16 protein-coding genes are annotated in these 20,356 nt (G+C 61.5%); 14 read left to right on the forward strand and 2 right to left on the reverse strand.

What is annotated here, in order from left to right; genetic code table 11:
* The 13 genes from glnE to GV002_RS15010 all read left to right on the forward strand — a co-directional run bounded on the left by glnE (position 1) and on the right by GV002_RS15010 (position 16,570).
* A complete protein-coding gene (glnE, locus tag GV002_RS14945) occupies positions 1-2,943 on the forward strand; it encodes a bifunctional [glutamate--ammonia ligase]-adenylyl-L-tyrosine phosphorylase/[glutamate--ammonia-ligase] adenylyltransferase (protein ID WP_160019166.1) in 2,943 nt (980 codons plus the stop codon).
* A 63-nt stretch (positions 2,944-3,006) separates the two neighbouring features.
* Entirely contained in the window at positions 3,007-3,930 is a 924-nt protein-coding gene (locus tag GV002_RS14950; protein WP_160019167.1) for a branched-chain amino acid transaminase, read from the forward strand.
* A gap of 60 nt (positions 3,931-3,990) precedes the next feature.
* Positions 3,991-5,034 carry a lipopolysaccharide heptosyltransferase II gene (gene waaF / locus GV002_RS14955; RefSeq protein ID WP_160019168.1) on the forward strand — a complete coding sequence of 348 codons (1,044 nt, stop codon included), beginning with the start codon at positions 3,991-3,993 and terminating at the stop codon, positions 5,032-5,034.
* A gap of 1 nt (position 5,035) precedes the next feature.
* Entirely contained in the window at positions 5,036-6,040 is a 1,005-nt protein-coding gene (gene rfaC / locus GV002_RS14960) for a lipopolysaccharide heptosyltransferase RfaC (RefSeq protein ID WP_160019169.1), read from the forward strand.
* A 9-nt stretch (positions 6,041-6,049) separates the two neighbouring features.
* Entirely contained in the window at positions 6,050-7,174 is a 1,125-nt protein-coding gene (locus GV002_RS14965) for a glycosyltransferase family 4 protein (protein ID WP_160019170.1), read from the forward strand.
* 88 nt (positions 7,175-7,262) lie between these two features.
* Complete coding sequence (rfaP, locus tag GV002_RS14970) at positions 7,263-8,096, forward strand: lipopolysaccharide core heptose(I) kinase RfaP (protein ID WP_160019171.1); 834 nt, start codon at positions 7,263-7,265, stop codon at positions 8,094-8,096.
* Positions 8,089-8,826 (forward strand): lipopolysaccharide kinase InaA family protein, encoded by a 738-nt coding sequence (locus GV002_RS14975; protein WP_084340777.1) that lies wholly within the window; start codon positions 8,089-8,091, stop codon positions 8,824-8,826. Before rfaP ends, GV002_RS14975 begins: the two co-directional genes overlap by 8 nt.
* Positions 8,823-9,572, forward strand: a complete 750-nt coding sequence (locus tag GV002_RS14980; RefSeq protein WP_160019172.1) for a lipopolysaccharide kinase InaA family protein — start codon at positions 8,823-8,825, stop codon at positions 9,570-9,572. The genes GV002_RS14975 and GV002_RS14980 overlap by 4 nt, the downstream gene beginning before the upstream one ends.
* Positions 9,569-11,014: a lipopolysaccharide kinase InaA family protein gene (locus GV002_RS14985; RefSeq protein ID WP_104730093.1), complete on the forward strand. Its 1,446-nt coding sequence runs from the start codon at positions 9,569-9,571 to the stop codon at positions 11,012-11,014. The genes GV002_RS14980 and GV002_RS14985 overlap by 4 nt, the downstream gene beginning before the upstream one ends.
* Positions 11,015-11,113: 99 nt before the next feature.
* Complete coding sequence (locus tag GV002_RS14990; RefSeq protein ID WP_143508958.1) at positions 11,114-12,844, forward strand: carbamoyltransferase; 1,731 nt, start codon at positions 11,114-11,116, stop codon at positions 12,842-12,844.
* Between the two features lie 789 nt (positions 12,845-13,633).
* Positions 13,634-14,566 (forward strand): glycosyltransferase family 2 protein, encoded by a 933-nt coding sequence (locus GV002_RS15000; protein ID WP_160019173.1) that lies wholly within the window; start codon positions 13,634-13,636, stop codon positions 14,564-14,566.
* Positions 14,563-15,708 carry a glycosyltransferase gene (locus tag GV002_RS15005; RefSeq protein ID WP_160019174.1) on the forward strand — a complete coding sequence of 382 codons (1,146 nt, stop codon included), beginning with the start codon at positions 14,563-14,565 and terminating at the stop codon, positions 15,706-15,708. Before GV002_RS15000 ends, GV002_RS15005 begins: the two co-directional genes overlap by 4 nt.
* Positions 15,701-16,570 carry a glycosyltransferase family 2 protein gene (locus GV002_RS15010; protein ID WP_160020171.1) on the forward strand — a complete coding sequence of 290 codons (870 nt, stop codon included), beginning with the start codon at positions 15,701-15,703 and terminating at the stop codon, positions 16,568-16,570. Before GV002_RS15005 ends, GV002_RS15010 begins: the two co-directional genes overlap by 8 nt.
* A gap of 11 nt (positions 16,571-16,581) precedes the next feature.
* On the opposite strand, the gene GV002_RS15015 is transcribed toward GV002_RS15010, so the two are convergent.
* A complete protein-coding gene (locus GV002_RS15015) occupies positions 16,582-17,247 on the reverse strand; it encodes a polymerase (protein ID WP_178094701.1) in 666 nt (221 codons plus the stop codon).
* Positions 17,244-18,395, reverse strand: coding sequence for an O-antigen ligase family protein (locus GV002_RS15020; protein ID WP_256667101.1), 1,152 nt, complete (start codon positions 18,393-18,395; stop codon positions 17,244-17,246). The genes GV002_RS15015 and GV002_RS15020 overlap by 4 nt, the downstream gene beginning before the upstream one ends.
* A 150-nt stretch (positions 18,396-18,545) precedes the next feature.
* On the opposite strand from GV002_RS15020, the gene msbA reads away from it, so the two are divergent.
* Positions 18,546-20,354: a lipid A export permease/ATP-binding protein MsbA gene (msbA, locus tag GV002_RS15025; protein WP_160019176.1), complete on the forward strand. Its 1,809-nt coding sequence runs from the start codon at positions 18,546-18,548 to the stop codon at positions 20,352-20,354.
* The last annotated feature ends 2 nt before the right edge of the window (positions 20,355-20,356 follow it).

A 20,356-nucleotide genomic window follows, 5' to 3' on the forward strand; every position in this document is an offset into this window, starting at 1 on the left:
ATGAGCCTGCCGTTGCTGGTCGAGTTGCCCCCTTCCCTTGTCTCCCTGGCCGAACGCGCCGAACAGTCGTTGCAAACCGCTTTGGCAGAGCATGAGGCGCTGGCTGAACCTGTTGCCGCATGGCCGCAAGAACGCCGCGTTGCCTGGCGGCAGGTGTCGGCGCTGAGCGATTTCGTCGCCGAGCAGGCGCAGCGTGATCCGCAGATGTTCGTTGCGCTTGCCGAGTCCGGTGAGCTGGAGCGCAGCCTGGCGCCGGGCGAGTTGCGCCAGCAACTGGAGGCGCAACTGGCCGAGTGTGCCGATGAGGATGCCCTGGGGCGCTGCCTGCGGCGTTTTCGCAATCGTCAGCAACTGCGCATCATCTGGCGCGACTTCAGCCGCCAGGCGGCGCTTGGTGAAACCTGCCGCGATCTGTCCGATCTCGCCGATGCCTGCATCGATCTGGCCTATCACTGGCTGTACCCGCGTCATTGCACGCAGTTCGGTACGCCGGTCGGGCGGCGCAGTGGCCAGCCGCAACACATGGTCATCCTCGGCATGGGCAAGCTCGGCGCGCACGAGCTGAACCTGTCTTCGGACATCGACCTGATCTTCGGCTATCCCGAAGGTGGCGAGACCGAGGGTGTGAAGCGCCCGCTGGATAATCAGGAGTTCTTCATCCGTCTCGGGCAGCGCCTGATCAAGGCGCTGGATGCGATCACCGTCGACGGCTTCGTGTTCCGTACCGACATGCGCCTGCGTCCCTACGGTTCCAGCGGTGCGCTGGTGTTCAGCTTCAATGCGTTGGAGCAGTACTACCAGGATCAGGGCCGTGACTGGGAGCGCTACGCGATGATCAAGGCGCGCGTGGTCGGCGGTGATCAGGCCGCGGGTGCCGAGTTGCTGGAGATGCTGCGGCCCTTCGTCTACCGGCGCTACCTGGATTTTTCCGCCATCGAGGCGCTGCGTGCGATGAAGCTGCTGATCCAGCAGGAAGTGCGGCGCAAGGGTATGAGCGAGAACATCAAGCTCGGCGCCGGCGGCATTCGTGAGGTCGAGTTCATCGCTCAGGCCTTCCAGCTGATTCATGGTGGGCGTGATCTCAGTCTGCAGCAGCGGCCGTTGCTCAAGGTGCTGACCACGCTGGAAGGGCAGGGCTATCTGCCGCCGCCGGTGGTCGCGGAAATGAAGGAGGGTTACGAGTTCCTGCGTTATGCCGAGCACGCCTTGCAGGGCATCGGTGATCGGCAGACGCAGATGCTGCCGGCCGACCCGCAGGATCAGGCGCGGGTGGCGGCGATCATGGGCTTTGCTGACTGGGCGAGTTTTCATGAGCGCCTGATGCACTGGCGCGGTCGCATCGAATGGCACTTCCAGCAGGTGATCGCCGATCCTGACGAAGATGAGTCGGATGCTGGCGAGGCCTGCGTTGGCGCCGAGTGGCTGCCGTTGTGGCAGGGGGCGCTGGACGATGAGGCTGCCGCGCTGCAGTTGCAGGAGGCGGGTTTCATCGAGCCTGGTGCAGCCTGTCGGCGCCTGGGGGATCTGCGTAACGGCCCGCAGGTGCGCGCCATGCAGCGCCTCGGTCGTGAGCGTCTGGATGCGTTCATTCCGCGTCTGCTGACGCAGACCGTCGAGCATGACAAGCCGGATCTGGTGTTGGAGCGGGTGTTGCCGCTGGTAGAAAAGGTCGCACGGCGCTCGGCCTACCTGGTGTTGCTGAGCGAAAACCCAGGCGCGCTGGAGCGCCTGATCAGCCTTTGTGCAGGTAGCCCATGGATCGCCGAGCAGATCGCTCGCTATCCACTGTTGCTCGACGAACTGCTCAACGAGGGGCGGCTGTACCATCCGCCGCTGGCCCCGGAGCTGGCTGCCGAGTTGCGCGAACGGCTGATCCGTATTCCCGAGGAGGATCTGGAGCAGCAGATGGAGGCGCTGCGCCACTTCAAGTTGGCCCACAGCCTGCGCGTGGCCGCTTCGGAAATTGCCGGCACGCTGCCCTTGATGAAGGTATCGGACTACCTGACCTGGCTGGCCGAGGCGATTCTCGATCAGGTGCTGGCGCTGGCCTGGCAGCATACGGTGCAGCGTCACGGCCGGCCGCATCGTGCCGATGGTACGCCCTGCGACCCGGACTTCATCATCATTGGCTATGGCAAGGTCGGTGGCCTGGAGTTCGGCCATGGCTCGGATCTGGACCTGGTGTTCATCCATGACGGCGATCCGCAGGCCGAGACCGATGGCGCCAAACCCATCGACGGTGCGCAGTTCTTCACCCGCCTGGGGCAGCGCATCATTCACCTGTTGACTACCCAGACCACCTCCGGTGCGCTCTATGAGGTGGATATGCGCCTGCGACCATCTGGCGCAGCGGGCCTTCTGGTCAGCTCGCTGGGTGCCTTCCAGCGTTATCAGGAGACCGAGGCCTGGACCTGGGAGCATCAGGCGCTGGTGCGGGCGCGGGTACTGGTGGGATGCCCGCGCCTGGCCGGCGAATTCGCTCGCGTGCGCGCCGAAGTGCTGGGTCGCCAGCGCGATACCGAGTCGCTGCGCGTCGAGGTCAGCGAGATGCGCGCGAAGATGCGTGACAACCTTGGCACCAGGAATACTGCGGCCGGAACGGCAGCGAATGCCTTCGAGGCCACGTCCTCCTTCGATCTGAAGCAGGACGCCGGTGGTATCGTCGATATCGAATTTATGGTGCAATACGCGGCTCTGGCCTGGTCGTGGCAACACCCGCAGCTACTCGAGTTCACCGATAACATCCGCATTCTGGAAGGCCTGGAGCGGGTCGATCTGATGAGCGTCGAGGATGCCGCATTGCTGCGTGAGGTCTACAAGATCTATCGCTCGGCTGCCCATCGCCAGGCGCTGCAGAAGCAGCCTGGGGTGGTGCCGGGGGATCAGTTCCAGGATGAGCGTCGCGCCGTGATGCGCCTGTGGCGTGAGCTGGGACTGAGTTGAACGACGGGGTTTGAGGCCCCACCTACTGATCGAACCGTGAAGCGAATTTGAGGAGCAGGCAAGATGTCGATGTCCGACCGTGATGGCGTGATCTGGTACGACGGCGAACTGGTGCCGTGGCGCGAAGCCAACACCCATGTGCTGACCCATACCCTGCACTACGGCATGGGCGTGTTCGAGGGCGTACGTGCCTATAACACCCCGGACGGCACCGCGATCTTCCGCCTGCAAGCGCACACCGACCGCCTGTTCGATTCGGCGCACATCTTCAATATGCAGATTCCTTTCAGCAAGGAAGAGATCAACGAGGCGCAGCGCGCCGCTGTACGTGAGAACGGCCTGGAAAGTGCCTACCTGCGTCCGATGGTGTTCTTCGGTAGTGAAGGCATGGGCCTGCGCGCTTCCGGCCTGAAGGTGCACGTGATCGTCGCCGCCTGGCACTGGGGTGCCTACATGGGCGAAGAGGCGCTGGAAGCCGGCATCAAGGTGCGCACCAGCTCCTATACCCGCCACCACGTCAACATCGCCATGACCCGTGCCAAGGCCAACGGCAACTACATCAACTCGATGCTGGCCCTGCAGGAAGCCATCTCTGGCGGTGCCGACGAGGCCATGCTGCTGGATCCGGAAGGCTACGTGGCCGAAGGCTCGGGCGAGAACATCTTCCTGGTCAAGGACGGCGTGGTGTACACCCCGGAAGTGACCTCCTGCCTCAACGGCATTACCCGCAGCACCATCCTGACCCTGGCCGAAGAGCACGGCATCAAGGTGGTCGAGAAGCGCATCACCCGCGATGAGGTGTACATCGCCGACGAGGCTTTCTTCACCGGCACCGCCGCTGAAGTCACCCCGATTCGTGAAGTGGATGGTCGCAAGATTGGAGCCGGTCGTCGCGGCCCGGTCACCGAGAAGCTGCAGAAGGCCTACTTCGACCTGGTCACCGGCAAAACCAGTGGCCACGCCGAATGGCGTACGCTGGTTAAATAAGCGATTGCTCGAAGGCTCGACGGGGAGGCGAAAGCCTCCCCGGTCGTTTCTGGAAAGAATATGAAGATACTGATCGTTGGGCCAAGCTGGGTAGGCGACATGGTGATGGCGCAGACGCTGTTCCAGTGCCTGAAGCAACGCCACCCCGCATGCGAGATCGACGTGCTGGCGCCGGACTGGAGTCGGCCGATTCTCGAGCGCATGCCCGAGGTGCGCGCCGCGCTGAGTCTGCCACTGGGTCATGGTGTGCTCGATCTGGCCACGCGCCGGCGCATTGGCAAATCGCTGGCTGGCCAGTACGACCAGGCGATCCTGCTGCCCAACTCGCTCAAGTCCGCGCTGGTGCCCTGGTTCGCCGGCATCCCCAAGCGCACCGGCTGGAAGGGCGAGATGCGCTATGGCTTGCTCAACGATATTCGTACGCTGGACAAAGACCGCTATCCGCTGATGATCGAGCGCTTCATGGCGCTGGCCTATGAACCTGGCGCTGCCTTGCCGCAGCCCTATCCGCAGCCACGTCTGGTGATCGATGAAACCAGTCGTGATGCCGCGCTGGTCAAGTTCGAACTGCAACTGGACCGCCCGGTGCTGGCGCTGTGTCCCGGTGCAGAGTTCGGCGAGGCCAAGCGCTGGCCGGCCGAGCACTACGCCAAGGTGGCCGAGATCAAGATTCGCGAAGGTTGGCAGGTCTGGCTGTTCGGCTCGAAGAACGACCATGCCGGCGGCGAGGACATTCGCATGCGCCTGATCCCGGGGTTGCGTGAGGAAGTCAGCAACTTGTCCGGGCAGACCAGTTTGGCCGAGGCCATCGACCTGATGTCGGCGGCCACTGCCGTGGTGTCCAACGACTCCGGGTTGATGCACGTGGCGGCGGCGCTGAACCGTCCGCTGGTGGCTGTCTATGGTTCCACTTCGCCAGCGTTCACTCCGCCGCTGGCTGACCGCGTCGAGATCGTTCGCCTGGGCCTGGAGTGCAGTCCCTGCTTTGATCGAACTTGCCGTTTTGGTCACTACAACTGCCTGCGTGAGCTCAAACCGCGGCCTGTGATCGAGGCGCTGGATCGGCTGGTCGGCGAAACCTTGACCCTGGTCGAGGGCGACTGATTTGCGGGTACTGATCATCAAGACTTCGTCGCTGGGCGACGTGGTGCATACCCTGCCGGCGTTGACCGATGCGGCCCGCGCCATTCCCGGCATTCGTTTCGATTGGGTGGTGGAAGAAGGCTTCGCCGAGATCCCCGCCTGGCATCCGGCAGTTTCCCAGGTGATTCCGGTGGCCATCCGCCGCTGGCGCAAGCACCCGTTGCGCACCTGGCGTAGTGGTGAGTGGGCGCGCTTCAAGCAGCGTCTGCGGGAAACCCGCTACGACCTGGTGATCGACGCCCAGGGCCTGCTCAAGAGCGCCTGGCTGACGCGCTACGTGTCGGCGCCGGTGGCCGGGCTGGATCGTGATTCGGCGCGTGAGCCGCTGGCCAGTCGTTTCTACGACCGTCGCTACGCGGTGGCCAAGGATCAGCATGCCCTGGAGCGCGTACGCCAACTCTTCGCCAAGGCGCTGGGTTATGCGCTGCCGTCCGGTACTGGGGACTATGGCCTCAGCCGCGCAGCGATGATGGATTCCGCTGCGCAGCCGTATCTGGTGTTCCTGCATGGCACCACCTGGGCCAGTAAGCACTGGCCGGAAGCCGACTGGCGTGCGCTGGCAGAGCGCATGGACGAGCTGGGCTGGGCCGTGCGCCTACCTTGGGGCAACGAGACGGAAAAGGCGCGTGCCGAACGCATTGCCGCCGGACTCAGCCATGCCGCTGTGCTGCCGAAGCTGAACCTGGCCGGCGTGGCCAAGGTGATCGCCGGTGCCAGCGCCTGCGTCTCCGTCGACACCGGGCTCGGTCATCTGGCTGCTGCGTTGGACGTACCCAATATTTCTCTTTATGGCCCGACGCTGCCCGGCAAGGTGGGCGCCTACGGTCATAGTCAGGTTCACCTGTGCGCCAGTGGGCCGGGCGCCGGCAGCGGTGATCGTGACAAGCCCTGTTTCGACGGCCTCGGTGCCGAGCGCGTCGGCCTGGAACTGGAAGCGCTGCTGCTCGCGCCTCCCGGCACTCTTTAAGGAGCGGCTATGCAACTGGCCTTCGTTCTCTATAAATACTTCCCCTTCGGCGGGCTGCAGCGCGACTTCATGCGCATCGCCCTCGAATGCCAGGCGCGTGGCCATGCCATTCGCGTCTACACGCCGATCTGGGAAGGCGACAACCCTGCTGGCTTCGATGTGCGCGTGGCGCCGGTGCGTGCGCTGTTCAACCATCGCCGCAACGAGAAATTCAGCGCCTGGCTGCAAGCTGATTTGAAACGCGACCCGGTCGACCGGGTGATCGGTTTCAACAAGATGCCGGGCCTGGATGTTTACTACGCTGCCGACGGCTGTTTCGAGGACAAGGCGCAGACCCTGCGCAACCCGATCTACCGTCGCTGGGGCCGCTACAAGCACTTCGCCGATTACGAACGCGCGGTATTCGCGCCGGAGTCGAAGACCGAGATTCTGATGATCTCCGAGGTGCAGCAGCCGCTATTCATCAAACACTACAAGACCCCGCTGCAGCGCTTCCACCTGCTGCCGCCGGGTATCGCTCAGGATCGCCGGGCACCCGCCAATGCTGCCGACATTCGCGCCGAATTCCGCCGCGAGTTCAAACTGAGTGACGATGATCTGCTGTTGGTGCAGATCGGCTCCGGCTTCAAGACCAAGGGCCTGGATCGCAGCCTCAAGGCGCTGGCCGCGTTGTCGCGCGAGTTGCGCAAGCGCACCCGTCTGATCGCCATCGGCCAGGACGATCCCAAGCCCTTCCTGCTGCAGATCAAGGCGCTGGGTCTGTCCGATCAGGTGCAGATCCTCAAGGGGCGCAGCGACATTCCGCGCTTCCTGCTGGGTGCCGATCTGCTGATCCATCCGGCCTATAACGAGAACACCGGCACCGTGTTGCTGGAGGCTCTGGTATCCGGCTTGCCGGTATTGGTCACCGATGTCTGCGGCTATGCCCATTACATTTCCGACGCCGATTGCGGCCGCGTACTGCCCAGCCCTTTCGAGCAGGACCATCTCAACCGCACGTTGGCCGATATGCTGGCTGACCCCGAGCGCCGCGCTTTCTGGAGCCGTAACGGCCTGGTCTATGCCGATAGCGCCGACCTGTATTCGATGCCGAAGAAGGCCGCTGACGTGATCCTCGCGGAGAAGCACGCATGAGTCGCCTGGGTAGGGTGCGCCGTGCGCACCACAAGGTCGACAGCACGGTGTCATCGGTGCGCACGGATACCCGGCTGGGGAGGCATCCATGCGCCTGATCCTCGCCGAACCCTTCAAGAGCCTGTGGGCGGGCCGCGATGCCTTCGAGGCTGTCGAGGCGCTGCAGGGCCAGGTCTACCGTGAGCTGGAGGGGCGCCGCACCCTGCGTACCGAGGTCGACGGGCGCGGTTACTTCGTCAAGATCCACCGTGGCATCGGCTGGGGCGAGATCGCCAAGAACCTGCTCACGGCCAAGGCGCCTGTTTTGGGAGCCGCGCAAGAATGGCAGGCCATTCAGCGTCTGACCGAGGTCGGTGTGCCGACCATGACCGCCGTGGCCTACGGCGAGCGTGGCAGCAATCCGGCGCGCCAGCACTCGTTCATCGTCACTGAAGAGCTGGCGCCGACCGTCGACCTGGAGCAGCTCAGCCTCAACTGGGCGCAGCAACCGCCGAAGCCAGCGCTCAAGTGGGCGCTGATCTGCGAGGTGGCGCAGATGACCGGCAACATGCACCGCGCCGGGGTCAACCACCGCGACTGTTATATCTGCCACTTCCTGCTGCACACTGACCGGCCGATCCAGGCCAGTGACCTGCGCCTGTCGGTGATCGATCTGCACCGCGCCCAGGTGCGCAGTGCCACGCCAAGGCGCTGGCGCGACAAGGATCTGGCCGCCCTGTATTTTTCGGCGCTGCATATCGGCCTGACCCGGCGTGACAAGCTGCGTTTTCTCAACAGTTATTTCGCAGCTGCAGGCAATGAGCGGCCGTTGCGGCAGATCCTGCGGGAGGAGGCGGCGCTGCTGCTCTGGCTGCAACGCAAGGCCGATCGCCTGCTGGTTCGCTATGCACGCAAGTACGCGCCGGGAGCGAAGCATGAGTGAATGGCGCGTCACCGCCCTGGCCACGCCGCAGGCGGCAAAAGCCTTCGCCAGCCTGGATGCGGTGTTTTCCCTGCAGGGCGAGGCGATCACCCGTGATCCGCTGTCGGACGTGATCCGCGTCGAATTCGATGGGCTGCGCTATTACGTCAAGCGCTATCACGGCGCTGGCAAGGGCGTTCGGCGTTTCATCGGCCGGCCGCGGGTCAAGGCCGAGTGGCAGAATCTCAAACACTTCGCCGCCTGGGGTATTCCCACTGCGCCCATCGCCGCCTACGGCCTGGAGCGCAAGGTCGGCGCCTTCGCCCGAGGCGCGCTGATCACTCAGGAGATCGTCGATACGTTGGACATGTCACGCCTGGCGGCCACGGACGATGCACGTCTGCATGACCGGGCCTGGGTCGACGATGTCAGCCGCCAGTTGGCCAAGGCCACGCGCACGCTGCATGACCATCACTTTGTCCACAATGACCTCAAGTGGCGCAACCTTCTGGTGGACGAGCAGCGCCGGTTGTTCCTCATCGACTGCCCTGCGGGGACCTTCTGGTGGGGGCCGTTCCTGCGCTACCGGATCGTCAAGGATCTCGCTTGCCTGGACAAGGTCGCCAAGTACCACCTGTCGCGCACCCAGCGCCTGCGTTTCTATCTGCAGTATCGGGATCGCGATCGTCTCAACGACAGTGACAAACGACGGATCGTGCAGATCGTGCGCTACTTCGAGGGAAGAGAATGAAGGACTTCATCGAGGGCGAGGATAAAACGCTGCTCGAGCGTCACGGCCTGGACAGTTTCGAGGCATTGTGGGCACTGCAACTGTTTGCCGTGGACGAGCCCAACACCGCTTCTCGCGGTGGTTGGAGCACGGTGTACCGGCTCGACCTCGATGGCACCGGCTACTACCTCAAGCGCCAGAGCAATTACCTGACCCGTAGCTTGCATCGTCCGTTGGGTGAGCCGACCCTGGCGCGGGAGTTTCGCAATACCTGCCGCTATCAGCGCCTGGGCATTCCGGCGATGCGTTCGGCGTTCTATGCCGAACGACGCATTGGCGGCGAGCGCCGCGCCGTCCTGCTGACCCGAGCCCTGGATGGTTGGCGGGATCTGGACAGCTACCTGCCGAACTGGTCGCAACTGGCCGCCGTGAAACGCCATGCCATCGCCAGTGCCTGCGGGGTGCTGGCCCGGTGCGTACATGGCCAGGGCCAGGTCCATGGTTGCTTCTATCCCAAACATATTTTCCTCCAACCCAGCGGCGATGGTTTCGTCGCGCAGTTGATCGACCTGGAAAAGACCCGGCCCCTGTTGTTTGGCGAGCGTGATCGGGTCAAGGATCTGGAACCCCTGCTGCGTCGCGCCAGTGCCTGGGGCGATGACGATGTAGCCTGTTTCCTGACCGCCTATCTCGGTGACGCTCGTCAGTTGGGGTACTGGTTGCAACGTCTCACGGCACGATTCAAGGACAAGGCGAGGCGCTCATGAGGCTTGCTTCCCTGGTCGATGCCGGACGTACCCCCGCGCTACCGCTGCTGATCGAGCTGGAGGGTGCGGGATCTATCCAGTTGCTCAGCCTTTTGCGGGTGTTGCCAGGCCAACGTTATGTCGGTCGGGCGCAGTGGCAGGGGCGTGAGGTGCTGGCCAAGCTGCTGGTCGGCGATAAGGCCGAACGGCATTTCGTCCGCGAACTGCGCGGCGTTCAGCTACTGGCTGAGCAGGGGCTGAAGACGCCCGAGTTGCTTGTCCACGGTTCGACGCCAGGAGGGGGCGGTTGGCTGCTGTTCGAGTTCCTCGACGATGCCGAAAGCCTCGGAGATGCCTGGCAGGCGGTGGCTCATCTGGCGTGGCTGGACGACGCTCGGCAGCAGGTGTTGGGTGAGGCGCTGGCAGCCATTGCAGGGCTACACCGGCAAGGTCTGTGGCAAGAGGATCTGCACCTGGACAACCTGCTGCGTCAAAACGGCAGCCTGTATCTGATCGACGGTGGCGGCGTGCGTGCCGAGACTCCGGGCCAACCTCTGTCGCGAGACAGGGTGCTGGTCAATCTGGGTGTGTTCTTCGCTCAATTCCCGAGTGCTCTCGATCCATTCATCGAGGAGCTGCTGGTGCATTACCTGCTGGTCAATGGCGAGCACGCGCTGCCGCTCGAGGCTCTGCTCAAGGCGGTAGCCAAGGCCCGTGGTTCGCGGTTGCACCAGTTCATGGGCAAGCTCGGTCGCGATTGTTCGGCGTTTTGCGCATGGCGCGGTGCCTCGCGCTTGCAGGTGGTCCGGCGCGAGGAAGATGCCTTGCTGGCGCGATTACTGGCTGACCCTGACGCCGCTATCGCGGCTGGGCAGTCCCTCAAACGGGGTGGTTCGTCTACCGTCGCGCGAGTCGATCAGGGTGCCAGGCAATTGGTCATCAAACGCTACAACATCAAGGGCATGCTGCATTGGCTCAAACGCTTCTGGCGTCCGAGCCGCGCCTGGCACAGCTGGTGCGAGGGCAATCGCCTGGTTTTTCTCGGCATCGCAACGCCCAAACCGCTTGCCGTGCTCGAGTGCCGTACCCTGTGGCTCAGGCGCCGGTCCTATCTTGTTACCGAACACGCATCGGGTGTGGATATAATTACTCGTTTCGCGTCCTGCGCGCCTGGCGAGTTACCAGCCGAAGCGGAACTGCGGGCACTGGATGACCTGTTTGCGGCGCTGCTGCGCGAGCGCATCAGTCATGGGGATCTCAAAGGCAGCAATATCCTGTGGCAGGATGGGCGCTGGATGTTGATCGACCTGGACGCCATGCAGCAGCACCGTCGAGCCGGTAGCTTCGCACCCGCCTATGCGAAGGATCGGGCGCGTTTCCTGCGTAACTGGCCGCAGGACAGTACGCTATACCAGGTTCTGGACGAGCGCCTTCCATCGGTGGTGGCAAAACCGAACAGTTAAGGCAGTAAATGTGCCCGACCGGGGCGACTGAATAACGAACGCTGTTGCTTGAAGCTTGCCGCTTGAAGCCTGCAGCCGCTTTTTTAAGAGGCTTTATCCTTGGCATTGACGATCCTCGGCCTTTCCGGCGCCCTGAGCCATGATCCATCCGCCGCGCTATACATCGACGGCAAGCTTGTTGCTGCCGCCGAAGAAGAGCGCTTCGTGCGTGACAAGCATGCGAAGAACCGCATGCCCTACGAGTCCGCCAAGTTCTGCCTGGAGCAGGCCGGTATCAAGCCGTCCGACGTCGATGTGGTCGCTATTCCCTTTGCGCCCATCAGTCTGTTCGGCAAGGCGCGTTGGCATTACGCCAAGCGTTACTGGTATGCGCCGGATCGTGCGCTAGACGCGCTGCTCATGGGTAACCGCCGTTACAAGCGTTACCGCAAGAAGATCGTCTGGTGCCTGGAGCAGCTGGGTTTCGATGCCAAGAAGGTCAAGATCGAACCGGTCGAGCACCACCTGGCCCACGCCGCCAGCGCTTACCATTGCTCGGGCTTCAAGGAGAAGACCGCGATCCTCGGCATCGACGGCAAAGGTGAGTACGCCACTACCTTCTTCGGCTACGGCGAGAACGGCAAGATCCACAAGATCAAGGAGTTCTTCGACCCGGACTCGCTTGGCGGTCTGTACGGTGCTATCACCGAATTCCTCGGTTTCGAGATGCTCGACGGCGAGTTCAAGGTCATGGGCATGGCGCCTTATGGCGACGCCAGCAAGTACGATTTCTCGCGTCTGGCCAAGTTCGAGAACGGCGAGCTGATCATCAACACCGACTACGCCAACGTCATCGGCCTGCGTCGCTACAAGGAAAAGGGCAAGGGATTCTACTTCTCGCCCAAGCTGATCGAGTGGCTGGGTCCGAAGCGCGAGGGCGATATCGCCGACGATCCCTACATCCACTACGCCGCCAGCATGCAAGCGCTGTTCGAGAAGCTGGCGCTGGAGATGATGGACTACTACCTGGGCGACATCATCCGCGAGACCGGCAAGATCGCCTTCGCTGGTGGCTGTGCGCTGAACGTCAAGCTCAACCAGAAGATCATCGCCCGTCCCGAGGTGAAGGAGCTGTTCGTGCAGCCGGCTTCTGGCGACGCTGGTACTTCGGTTGGCGCTGCTGCCTATGTCTCGCACCAGCGTGGCGTGCCGGTGGAGAAGATGGAGCACGTCTATCTCGGTCCTGCCTACAGCAACGAAGACATCATTGCCGCCTGCGCTCGCCACCCGAACGCACCGAAGTGGCAGAAGATCGACGACATGCCGCAGCGCATCGCCAAGATCATGGTCGATGGCAACCCGGTGGCCTGGTTTCAGGGCCGTATGGAGTTCGGCCCACGCGCACTCGGTGGTCGTTCCATCATTGGCTGCCCGAGCATCCCTGGCGTCGCCGATCGCATCAACGAGCAGATCAAGTTCCGTGAGCGCTGGAGACCTTTCTGCCCGTCCATGCTCGATACCGTTGCTGCGCAGATGCTCAAGGTCGATCACCCGAGCCCGTTCATGACCTTTACCTTCGAGGTCAACGAGGAGTGGAAGGAGCGCGTCAGCGAAGTCGTCCACGAAGACGGTACCTCCCGCGCCCAGGTGCTCGAGCGTGAATACAACCCGCGCTGGTACGACCTGATGCTCGAGTTGGAGAAACTCACCGGCAACGGCGTGTCGCTGAATACCTCGCTCAACCGTCGCGGTGAACCGATGATCTGCTCGCCGACCGACGCGCTGAACATGTTCTACGGCTCCGACCTGCAGTACCTGATCATGGAAGATATTCTTGTCGTGAAAGAGTAGGTAGTCGATGACTGTCGAGACGCATAAAGGGATTTTGCAGGAACGCGAAGGAACGCGGATCAGTCGCTCCGACTGTCATATCGCATTAGTGCCTTCTCTGGGGTTGGGCGATAGCCTGATTTACCTGGTCGTGGCCAATAACCTGGCGCGGGCCGGCTCCCGCGGCCGCTCTCTGGCTGCGCTGGCCTGCTGCGGGTGATCGATGACCCTTGCGTGACCATGGTCAATCAGGCCGTGGCGTTCTGCCGGACCACGCTGGACCTCGAGCAGGCGTCATGCGATCCGGGGTTCGTGATTCCCGAGGACCCGTCGCGCGCCGTCATCCTCAGCGTGTCATGCTGTATCCGACCTCCTACAACGGGAAGAAAAACTGGCCGGCCCGCTAGTACCTGCGTCTTGCCCATCGCCTCAAGGGGCAGGGCTATGACCCGCAGTTCGTCCTTTCTCCGAAGGAGCGGGCCGAATGGAGCGAACGCTAGGGGGATGCGTTTCTGATTCCTCACTTTTCCAACGTCCGTGAACTGGCGGCTTATCTTTATGAGTCTGGCTATATAATCGGCAGCGATTCGGGTGTCGGGCACCTGGCGGCCGCCTTGGTGTGCCGGTGTTGACGGTGTACCGCAAGCGTCGGGACGGTTTCTGCTGGCGGCCGGGCTGGGGACACAATGCAGTGGTAGGCCCTTCTGTTTCTATCGGGGCGATGAGAGATGCCTGGATATATTCCCTCAGCGTAGGGCGGGTAGAGCGGGCGTTCGAAAGATTGGTTGCCAAGAATGAGGTAAGCGTTTGATGGGCATTGCGGGTGACAGCCTAGGCATCAAAGTTTCGGTGGTAATACCTGCCTACAACTATGCGGCGACATTGCCGCGTGCAGTAGAGTCAGTGCTTGTTCAGCTCAACGATGCCGCAGCTGAGTTGATTGTCATCGATGATGGCTCGACGGACGAAACACCTCAGGTCGTCAGTGGATTGCTGGAAACCCATTCGAATGGTTTTCGGGCGATACGCAAGGAAAACGGTGGGCTTTCCTCCGTGCGTAATCGCGGTATTCGCGAAGCACAGGGGCAGTACCTGATTTTTCTGGATGCTGATGACGAACTGGCCGCCGGTGCGATAGAAACGGTCCTGCAGCATTTGCAAACGCATCCCCAGACGCGGATGGCTATCGGTGGGCACATCGGGGTTTGGCCTGACGGCAAGCGCCGTGAGCACCTTCCCGAGCAGCTTCCCGACGACCCGGTGCAGCGGCTGCGCGCCTACCTGCTGGACAAGCGCCTGGCGCTGTCTAACGGCGCCTGCGTCATGCATCGCGAGGTGTTCGAGCGAGGCGACTATCCCGAGCAGTTTCGCAGCGCTGAAGATATCCCGGTGTTTGCCCAGGCGTTGGCCAACTACCCCTGCTCGTTGATCGCTTGCCCCTTGGCGCTGGTTCACAAGCACGATGATAGCCTGCGGCACCAGTTCAGCCACGCCAAGGCCGGTGGATTGGCGCTGGTCGATGAGGTGTTTTCTCCCCGTCGCCTGGATCAGCGTTTTCAGGGATTGAAGCCCGAGTTTTACGTGCAGCGCAGCTTGTCGCTGTTTCGCAGTGCCTACCTGGCGGGTGATGCAGACGCCGCCAAACAGTATTTCAGTGCCGCCTTCCGTTGTGACTGGCGTGTGCTATTCAAAGGGTCGTATATGCGCAAGGCTGTTCGCCTGTGGCTTGGGAAGGGCGTATGAGCCGGAAGATCAAGGTTCTGCAAATGCAGAATCGCTACAACGTCAACGCGTCCGATTTGGCTGAGCAGGTTATTCAGGGGCTTCCCGCGGATCGTTTCGAGGTCACCACCCTGTTCTTGCGTGGCCGTCCGGGGCCGGGCGAGCCCGAAAGTCGAGCAGCCCATTCCCTGTACCTGGACTTCAGTCAGTCAGACCTGAAAGGTTTGCGGCTGCGAGCGCTCTGGCAACTTTATCGGCTGATTCGGGCGGAGCGCTTCGATGTAGTGATCGCCCATCGTTTCAAACCGATGAACATGCTGATGCTGCTTAATTGGATCCTGCCCATTTCCCTGTGTATTGGTGTGCAGCACGGTATCGGTGACTTTGATCGTGCCTACCGGCGCTGGGAGGCACGCCGGCTGCTCAAGAAGAACTGGCGCATTGTCGGTGTATCGCGGGCGGTGCGTGATTATTTGGTTGGATGCGGTGCCGGTTTTAATGCCTCCAACACGGTGCAGATCAACAATGCAATTGATATTGATCGGGCCGAAGCGTTGCAGCACCCCAAGGCTCAAGCCCGTGAGTTGCTGGGGCTTGCCCAGGAGCCGTTCGTTTTCGGGGCTATTGGTCGGTTGGTGCCGGTCAAGGGGCACGTACATCTGATCGAGGCCTTTGTCGAGGTGCATGCCCGCCATCCACAGGCTCGACTGGCGATCATCGGTGAGGGCCGTTCCCGCGACGAACTCGAACAGATGATCGCGCAGCGGGGATTGGGGCAGGTGGTGCATCTGCTGGGCGAACGTGAGGATGCGCTGCAGTACGTACAGGCCTTCGATGCCTTTGTCATGCCGTCCTTGAGCGAAGGGCTACCGTTGGCACTGCTGGAGGGCATGAGTGGGCGGCTTCCGGTCATCGGCTCTGATATCCCCAGCCTGAAATCGATTCTCGAGGACTGCGGTGGACGCCTGTTCCCCTCCGGGCAGGGCACGGTACTGGCCGAGCGTCTATTGGAAGTGCTCGACATGACACAGCAGGCACGCGTTGCAGAGGGTGAACGTGCCTATGACTATCTGCGTCGTGCCCATGACATTGAAGATTTTCGCCGGCACTATCGTGGGCTGTTGACGGCGGCGTTGGCCATGGACGGTATTCGTGATGATTGAGGTAGACCAGCAGCCGCTGGTGAGTGTTGTAATTTCTTCGTACAACCATGCGCCCTACATCGAGGCCAGTATCGAGAGTGTGCTGGCGCAAAGCTATGCGAATCTGGAGCTGTTGGTTGTCGACGATGGGTCCAGCGATGATAGCGTCGAGCGGATTCGCACTTTGCAAGCGAAGCATGGCTTCGACTTCGTCGTTCAGGAGAACAAAGGGCTGGCCGCGACGCTGAACGATTGCATTGCCCGTTCCCATGGCAGTCTGATCGCTCCCTTTGGCTCCGATGACATCATGTGCCCAGAGCGCATCGCGATTCAGGTGGCCTACCTGCAAGGCAAGCCTGAGGTGGGTATCTGTGCGGGCAATATCCAGCCCATCGATGCTAAAGGTGCTGCACTGCCCCAGCGTGAGCGCGGACGAGGGTTGCGCCGCCTGGATTTCGAAGATCTGTTCTGCGCCAAAAAAGTGGGGGCTCCGGCACCAACCCTGCTGTTTCGGCGCGAGGCGTTGGAGGCTGTCGGGGGCTTCGATCCGAGTATCCGCCTGGAGGACTTGTTGATCGAGTTGAAGATTGCCCGTGCCGGGTACTTTATCGACGTGTTGCCCGATGTGCTGGCGCAGTACCGCGTGCACGAAACCAACACCTACAAGAACCGGCGCATGATGGTGGACGCGGTGCTGAGCACCTATGGGCATTTTGCCGATCACCCGGACTATCCAAAGGTGTGCGCGGCCTTCATCAATTCGATGCTGCTCAAGTGTGCGCGCGATGACAAGCCGTTGGCTCGTGAGCTGTTGGCGCAACTGCCGATGAAGTACCGCAATCTGAAGACGGCTCGCGCGATTTTTCGCCTGATGATGCCCTGAGGTCGGGCGAATCAGGGAAGAGGTGGGTAGGTCTTGTTCAACGCACGTTCGAAGCTCATCGCGTGCCTGCTGCTGCAATTCTGGGCATAACCCGCTACCCAATCCTGCCGATGCTGCTGTGTGAGCCACGCGGTGTCTTCCGGGTAGCGCAGAATGTGCTGAATATTGCGCTTGCGCTTGCCGGCATTGAGCGGGTGGCTTCCAACCTTCATGTCTGACAGGTCGATCAGCCCTAGTGTGCCGTCTGGTAAGCGCAGGACATTGCCCAGGTGCAGGGAGCGGAAGTAGACACCTGACTGGTGCAAATGGGCGAGAAACGCTCCGAATTGACGAACTTCGATTGAGCGCTGTTCAGCATCGATTCGTCGCCAGTGGTTGCGCAGTGTGTCCCCTGGCAGCGGCCGGTAGAGCACGGCATTCAATTGCCTGTCAGGAATGAACAGCAGCTCCACGACATCCGGGCAGGCGACGCCCAGCTCTTTCAGGCGCTGCACGTTGCTGGCGAAGCGCTCGCTCGGCAGGATCCAGAGCGCCGACGACAGCAGGCGCTTGCGCCGGTAGAACTTCAGGAAATTGCCGTCCGACAAGCGTGCGACCTTCAGCCCGAATCCATCGATTTCTATCGGGGTGGCGTTCTGCAGGAGCGCATCGAGCTGCAAGGTGCTGATTGTTCTCATCGGTTGTCCAGTTGGCGCTGCTGGATGGAAAGTGCTGCTACCAGTGACAGTGGAATCCAGATCAGGAACCAGCTTTCGTTGGGCCTGGAGAGGTAGGAGCTGCCCTCGGTAAGGCCGGCAGCGATACCGTAGACGAGCAGTGCCGATGCGATCTGAAAACCGGCGTGTCTTCTCTGTTGCAGGCAACGGAACAAGGCGGCGCCGTACATCACCAGCCATAGGATGAGTCCGATGGCGCCGAGTTCCAGTAGCACGGCCAGTTCTACATTATGCGGGTCACTCAGAAGGCGACCGATTTCCGGGATATCGAAGATGAACTTACTGTCGTAGCCATATCCTAACCACGGCTTCGCGGCCGCCTGGGAAACGGCGTCAGCCCAGAGTTGAGGCCGGAAGGAAAGTCCGCGTTCCAGGAATATCTCCGGCATCGCTACAAAGGTCGCGATGGCCAGGGCGATCAGTGCACCTATCAGGTAGGCCCCTCGGCGAGGTGTCATCACCAGCATCCACAGGCTGGTCAGGGTCAGCGCCAGGAGCGGGGTGCGGGAGCCGGTGGCAAGAAGTGCAATCAGCAGTGGGATGGCACAGAAAACCGGTAGCCAGTCACGGTGCTCGCTCTGCGCGAGCCAGGCAGCCAGCCAGTAGGTGCAGAAGAAGCCCAGCACATGGGACGTCAGCAGCGGGTTGCTGAGTGCTCCGGTTCCAATCAGTCGTTGTTCGGATGGATAGGCGTTGGCATAGATGCACAGGTTGATGACGGCCGCGCCTACGGCCAATAGCGCCCCGACTCTCAGTACGGAGAGCAGCAGACGCTGATCCTTGCAGGCGATCAGGGTGCAGGCCGCAAAGATCATGAATACGTACAGTGGCCGCTTGGCCAGGCCGCTCAGGCTGGTGTCTGCTTGGGTCCACGAAAGGCTCAGCAGCAACCAGGTCGCGAATGCCAAATAGGCCAGCGTGATGGGTTCCTTGAGCAACTGCATGAAGACTTTTGGTGAGAGCAGTAGTGCGATCAGGGCGGGGGCGGCGAGCAGTGCGTAGAACAACTTCGTGTACTGGCTACCGTTCGCGGACCAGAATAGGCCGCTCAACAACACCAGGTAGCCCGCCACCAGCCAGTAGCTGGAAATGAAGTTGCTGATACGCAAGGGCATGGGGCGTGTGGGAGGGAGTGATGTCTGCACGTTTGAAACCGGTGGCTGATTTTCGAATGGGCGGCATCTTAATGCATCCTCGGGGGGGGAGGCTGCATCTGTGCTAGAATTCGCGCTTTTTCGGCCAAGTCGAAGTGTGAGCGCATGACCGACAAGCACACCACTGCAAGCCCATCTAGCAGCCTGAAAATCTACCTTCGGCTACTCGGATATGTCAGGCCCTATATAGGCATGTTCCTGATCAGCATCCTGGGTTACGTCATTTTTGCTTCCACCCAACCAATGCTGGCGGGCATCCTCAAGTACTTCGTGGATGGCCTGTCCAACCCTGATGTCGTGCTGTTTCCCACGGTGCCCTACCTGCGCGATCTGCAACTACTGCAGACGGTGCCCCTGCTCATCGTCCTGATCGCCGCCTGGCAGGGTGTTGGTTCCTTCCTGGGTAACTATTTCCTGGCCAGGGTCTCGCTGGGCCTGGTTCACGACTTGCGTATCGCGCTGTTCAACAGCCTCATGGTGTTGCCAAATCGCTATTTCGATAGCCACAACTCCGGTCACCTGATCTCGCGCATCACCTTCAACGTGACGATGGTCACAGGCGCTGCGACGGATGCAATCAAGGTGGTTATCCGTGAAGGGCTGACAGTCATCTTCCTGTTCGCCTACCTGCTGTGGATGAACTGGCAACTGACTCTGGTAATGCTGGCAATCCTGCCGCTGATCGCATTGATGGTGAGCAGTGCCAGCAAGAAATTTCGCAAGCAGAGCAAGAAGATTCAGGTGGCGATGGGCGATGTTACCCACGTTGCGTCGGAAACGATCCAGGGTTACCGAGTGGTGCGCAGTTTTGGCGGGGAGACCTACGAATCCCGGCGCTTTGCCGCTGCCAGCCAGGACAATACCGAGAAACAGCTGCGCATGACCAAGACCGGAGCGGTGTACACGCCGATGCTGCAACTGGTGATCTACAGTGCGATGGCCGTGTTGATGTTCCTCGTTTTGCTGCTGCGTGGCGATGCTACGGCCGGTGACTTGGTGGCCTATATCACCGCTGCGGGGCTCCTGCCCAAACCCATTCGCCAGCTGTCCGAGGTCAGCTCGACGATTCAAAAGGGTATTGCCGGTGCCGAGAGCATCTTCGAGCAGCTGGATGAGGTGCCCGAAGTCGATCAGGGAACGGTAGAGCGCGAGCGCGTCAGCGGTCGTTTGGAAGTACGCAACCTGAGCTTCCAGTATCCGGACACGGAAAAGCCTGTGCTCAGTGATATCAATTTCACGGCCGAGCCTGGGCAGATGGTGGCATTGGTCGGGCGTTCCGGTAGCGGAAAATCGACCCTGGCCAACCTGATTCCTCGTTTCTACCATCACGAAACGGGTCAGATCCTGTTGGATGGGGTAGACGTCGAGCAATACAAATTGCGTAATCTGCGGCGTCATATTGCCCTGGTTACGCAGCAGGTCACCCTGTTCAACGACAGTGTGGCCAGCAATATTGCTTATGGCGACCTGGCCGATGCTCCGCGTGAAGCGATTGAGCAGGCGGTCGAAGCGGCCTACGCCAAGGAGTTCATCGACAAACTGCCGCAGGGGCTGGATACCGAGGTTGGCGAAAACGGCGTGCTGCTGTCTGGTGGCCAGCGCCAGCGCTTGGCAATTGCGCGGGCGTTGCTCAAGGACGCACCGATCCTGGTGCTGGATGAAGCGACCTCGGCCCTTGACACTGAGTCCGAGCGGCATATCCAGGCCGCTCTGGATCGGGTCATGGAAGGCCGAACCACGTTGGTGATTGCACATCGTCTGTCGACCATCGAGAAGGCCGATATGATTCTGGTGATGGATCAGGGGCGCATCGTCGAGCGCGGTACTCACGACCAGTTGCTGGCCCAAAACGGTTTCTATGCACGTTTGCATTCCATGGGGCTCGATGAAGGCGCGCCCTTGGATATCGCCTGATA

Origin of the sequence: Pseudomonas sp. 8O, from assembly GCF_902506495.1 — a bacterium.
Classification (GTDB): domain Bacteria; phylum Pseudomonadota; class Gammaproteobacteria; order Pseudomonadales; family Pseudomonadaceae; genus Aquipseudomonas; species Aquipseudomonas chaetocerotis.